This is a genomic window from Acinetobacter sp. SwsAc5 (genome assembly GCF_013391485.1).
Classification (GTDB): Bacteria; Pseudomonadota; Gammaproteobacteria; order Pseudomonadales; family Moraxellaceae; genus Acinetobacter; species Acinetobacter towneri.
Map to the genome: position 1 here is coordinate 1 of NZ_JACAXD010000056.1, position 3,728 is coordinate 3,728.

Sequence of the window (3,728 nt, forward strand, 5' to 3'; positions counted from 1 at the left end):
AATGGTGGTCAGCTTGATGCAGTAAAAGCGATAGCGAATACTGGCTGGAAACTGACGACAGATAAAACTGGTACGGGTGCAGTGGCAGGTAGTTCAGTTGAACAGATTACGCCAGATGAAACTGTAACGTTTATCGCTGGTGACAACATTGCGGTTGAGCAGGCAGGGAATAAGGTCACTGTAGCAACGAAGAAAGATGTGGTATTTGACAGTGTGACATCGACAGATATATTAGGTAATACATCTATTCTGAGTGCAACAGGCATAATTACACAAGACAAGGATGGAAAAAAATCTGCATCATTAAGTAATACGGGTTTATTTGTAGCTGAAATGAATGCAACTGGAAATACGTTGAGCAGTAGTAGTCTTGAAGCAGGTAAATTGACTGTAAAAGGTACTAACACACTGGTGCTAGATTCAGTGAAAGGTACATTGACTGGTTTGAGTAATAAGACACTTGGAAGTGGTGATTTTGCATCTCAAGGCCGTGCAGCGACTGAAGAACAGTTGAACCAAGCGCAAAGTAATGTCGCATCTATTTTAGGCGGTAATGCAGCCAATAACGGCGGCCTGCTCAGCATGTCCAATATTGGTGGTACTGGTGAAAGTACTATTGATGATGCAATCAAATCAGTCAATCAAGTGGCCAATAATGCCAATAAAGGCTGGAATGTCAGTACCAATGGCGGTACAGCAAACAATGTGAAGCCAAACGATACTGTCGATTTCAGTAATAAAGATGGCAATGTCATAGTTTCAAATCAGGGCAATAACATTATTGTCGATTTAAACAAAGATATTGATTTGGGTGCAACTGGCAGTGTAACGACCGGAGACACCAAAATTGATAATAATGGTTTAACCATTGCGGGTGGCCCAAGCGTAACTAAAAATGGTATCGATGCGGGCAAACAAAAAGTGACCAATGTTGCTGACGGTAAAATTACTGTCGGTTCTCAAGATGCTGTGAATGGTGGTCAAATTCACGACATGATGGGTGCTGGTGCTTATGACACCAATGGAAATCTCAGTAATATTGGTGGTACAGGTCAAAGCAATATTAACGATGCTATTGCAGCAGTAAACAAAACCGCAGTTCAATCTAAATCGACTGTGACTGAAGGCAGCAATATCAAAGTTGTGAGCAATTTTAATGCAGATGACAGTACTAACTATACGGTGTCAACAGCTGATGATATTACGCTGAACAGTGTTACAGCGAAGGATATTAATGCAGGTACTGTAACGACTGATAAGGTGGTTGCTGGCAATACCACTGTTGATAGCAGTGGCTTGAGCATTAAAAATGGTCCATCTGTGACCGCTTCCGGTATTGATGCAGGCAGTAAAGTAGTGAGTAATGTCAGTAATGGCGTGCAAAACAGCGATGCTGTGAATATGGGGCAGTTGTCTCAATACCTAGGCGGCGGTGCTGGCTATAACAACATCACGCAAAGTTTTGATGCGCCAAATTATCAAGTCAATGGTGGTTCTTATAACAATGTCGGTGATGCATTAGGTGCGCTCAATCAGGCCGATCAGGCATTGGGTAACCGTATTACAAATTTGGGTGATCAGTTACAACAAGCATTCTACTCAACAAATCAACGTATTGATGATGTTGAGAAAAAAGCCAATGCAGGTATTGCTGCGGCAATGGCACTAGAAAATGCACCGTACATTCCAGGTAAATACACTTATGCGGCAGGTGCTGCCTATCATGGCGGTGAAAATGCAATTGGTTTGACTTTACGTAAAACTGCGGATAACGGTCGCTGGTCATTGACTGGTGGTGTTGCTGCCGGTTCATCAGGTGATCCAAGTGTACGTGTTGGTATCAGTGGTGTAATTGATTAATGCATGGTGGGGAAAGAGCATGATGGCTCTTTCCCACTTGTTTTTTAAATTTAATCAAGAATTGAGATGACAATGAAAACTTTATTAAAAACAATTGTAAGCTGTGTATTTTTAACTGGTGTGCTGAGTGGTCTAACACATGCAAAAGAGCAGATTAATTTACAGATGGCTGATGAGTCCGTTTATTTTCCAGAAGTGAAAAAAAGTTACCTAGATCAAGTTCACCGTTATGAATATGATCAGGTACTGCGTCTGGAAAATGGCTTAACCAAAGACCAAATTCGTTATATTTTGGGCCATCCACATTTTAGCGAAGGCGTGTTTGGGGTTCGTGAATGGAACTATGTATTGGATATCCGTGTGCCTGAAACCCAGCAATACAAACGCTGCCAGTTACGTATCGATTTTGATAAAGACTACTTGGCCAAGGCATATTATTGGAAGGGTGAAGCCTGTCAAGGCTTGGCGCAATATGGTGCCAACAATCAACCTGTAGATAAAAATGCATTGGTTGTTGGAGGACTGAATGCCCAAGTTGCACAAGCTAGCGTACTATTCGCCTTTGACCGTTATGATGAGTCTGCGATTAACCGTGACTTTAGCCGCGTAGAAGAAATTGCAGAGGCCATTAAGCAGTCCGGCAGCCAGCGGGTTACTGTGACGGGTTATGCTGATAAATTGGGTAACTTTAACTATAACCAGGTTTTATCTGCACAGCGTGCGAATACTGTGGCTTATTTGCTAGCTCAACTGGGGATTGATCCGAATTACATTAAAGTCGATGCCAATGGAGCAACCCGAATTTATAAAGAGTGTGAAGGTCAAAGCAAATCTACTTCAACTGTGGAATGTTTAGCACCAAATCGCCGAGTAAATGTTAATTGGTAATAAGAATTAATGGAGTATATTGTGCTGATAAAGTAACTATATACTCTTTTTTCTTAAAATTAAGAGGTCTAGAAAGTAAAAATGATTTTAACCAAGGCGTTTAAGCAAATTAAGATACGAACTAGGTAATCCTCCCATAAATAACCGAAGTTAAAAGTAGAGGTTAAGCAGCCATTAGAGGAGGCCTTCCTTTGTTGGCCTGGTGTGGTCTTTCATGATTGTAATGCCGCAGCCAATTTGTTGCATAATCTTGTACTTCATCCAAAGTATCAAATGAAATATATGTCTCAACGGGCAAAAGTTAGTCCTCTGAGAATCAGCTTTCATATTGCATCCATTAGTATTCTGAATATTTTAAGATTCACTTCATTGGATTCAGCAGGTAATTTACCCAAGCATTTTGAAAGTTTACTGGAAAAGCCAAGAACTACATTTTACCTCAGAGAAGAGTGAGAAGTTGCCCTAGGGGTATGAAGGGAAAACCGCAGAAATACCCAAGAGAATACCAGTCAATTTCTTAACTGACTGGCATTAGTCCGTATCGAGGTATTTCAATTAATGCCATTTCGCACTTGTTGCAAAATCCAGTCCTCATATTCTTGCAGTGTTTCTCGTAGCATATCCATAGGTCGTACGATATTGAACCGTACTGGGTTTGTCGGAGACTTTTTTATTTAAGTTAGGCCACCTGACCTAACGGGTTAATCTTATCATAGTACATTGCTTCAAACTCAAAAGGTGATACATAACCCAGTGCACTGTGTACACGCTCTTTATTGAACCAATCTACCCAGTTTAGTGTCGCAAGTTGTACATCCGCTAAACCTTGCCAATCCGCTTTTAAATATTCAATCACCTCTGTTTTGAATAAGCCATTCGTAAGCGTCCGCTGAACCCCATGCCTATTTTTTAATTCGGTTCCGGTTTCCAGCGGTGTGGTAGCAATTCTTCAATCTGAGTCACTTTATGTGTCGGCAACC

2 protein-coding genes and 3 pseudogenes are annotated in these 3,728 nt (G+C 41.1%); 2 read left to right on the top strand and 3 right to left on the bottom strand.

Annotated elements, in window-relative coordinates:
• Both HYG89_RS15675 and bamE read left to right on the top strand, forming a co-directional pair.
• On the top strand, positions 1 to 1,860 hold a 1,860-nt coding region (locus tag HYG89_RS15675), incomplete at its 5' end, for a YadA-like family protein (RefSeq protein ID WP_256734037.1).
• A 72-nt stretch (positions 1,861 to 1,932) separates the two neighbouring features.
• On the top strand, positions 1,933 to 2,748 hold the full coding sequence (gene bamE, locus HYG89_RS15680; RefSeq protein WP_095356994.1) for an outer membrane protein assembly factor BamE: 816 nt from the start codon (positions 1,933 to 1,935) through the stop codon (positions 2,746 to 2,748).
• A gap of 163 nt (positions 2,749 to 2,911) precedes the next feature.
• Here bamE and HYG89_RS15685 read toward each other — a convergent pair.
• The 3 pseudogenes from HYG89_RS15685 to HYG89_RS15690 all read right to left on the bottom strand — a co-directional run.
• Positions 2,912 to 3,022: pseudogene (locus tag HYG89_RS15685) on the bottom strand (integrase core domain-containing protein); the annotation flags it as partial.
• 277 nt (positions 3,023 to 3,299) lie between these two features.
• Positions 3,300 to 3,395: pseudogene (locus HYG89_RS16075) on the bottom strand (integrase); the annotation flags it as partial.
• A 32-nt stretch (positions 3,396 to 3,427) separates the two neighbouring features.
• Positions 3,428 to 3,625, bottom strand: a pseudogene (locus tag HYG89_RS15690) (integrase core domain-containing protein); the annotation flags it as partial.
• Between the last annotated feature and the right edge of the window lie 103 nt (positions 3,626 to 3,728).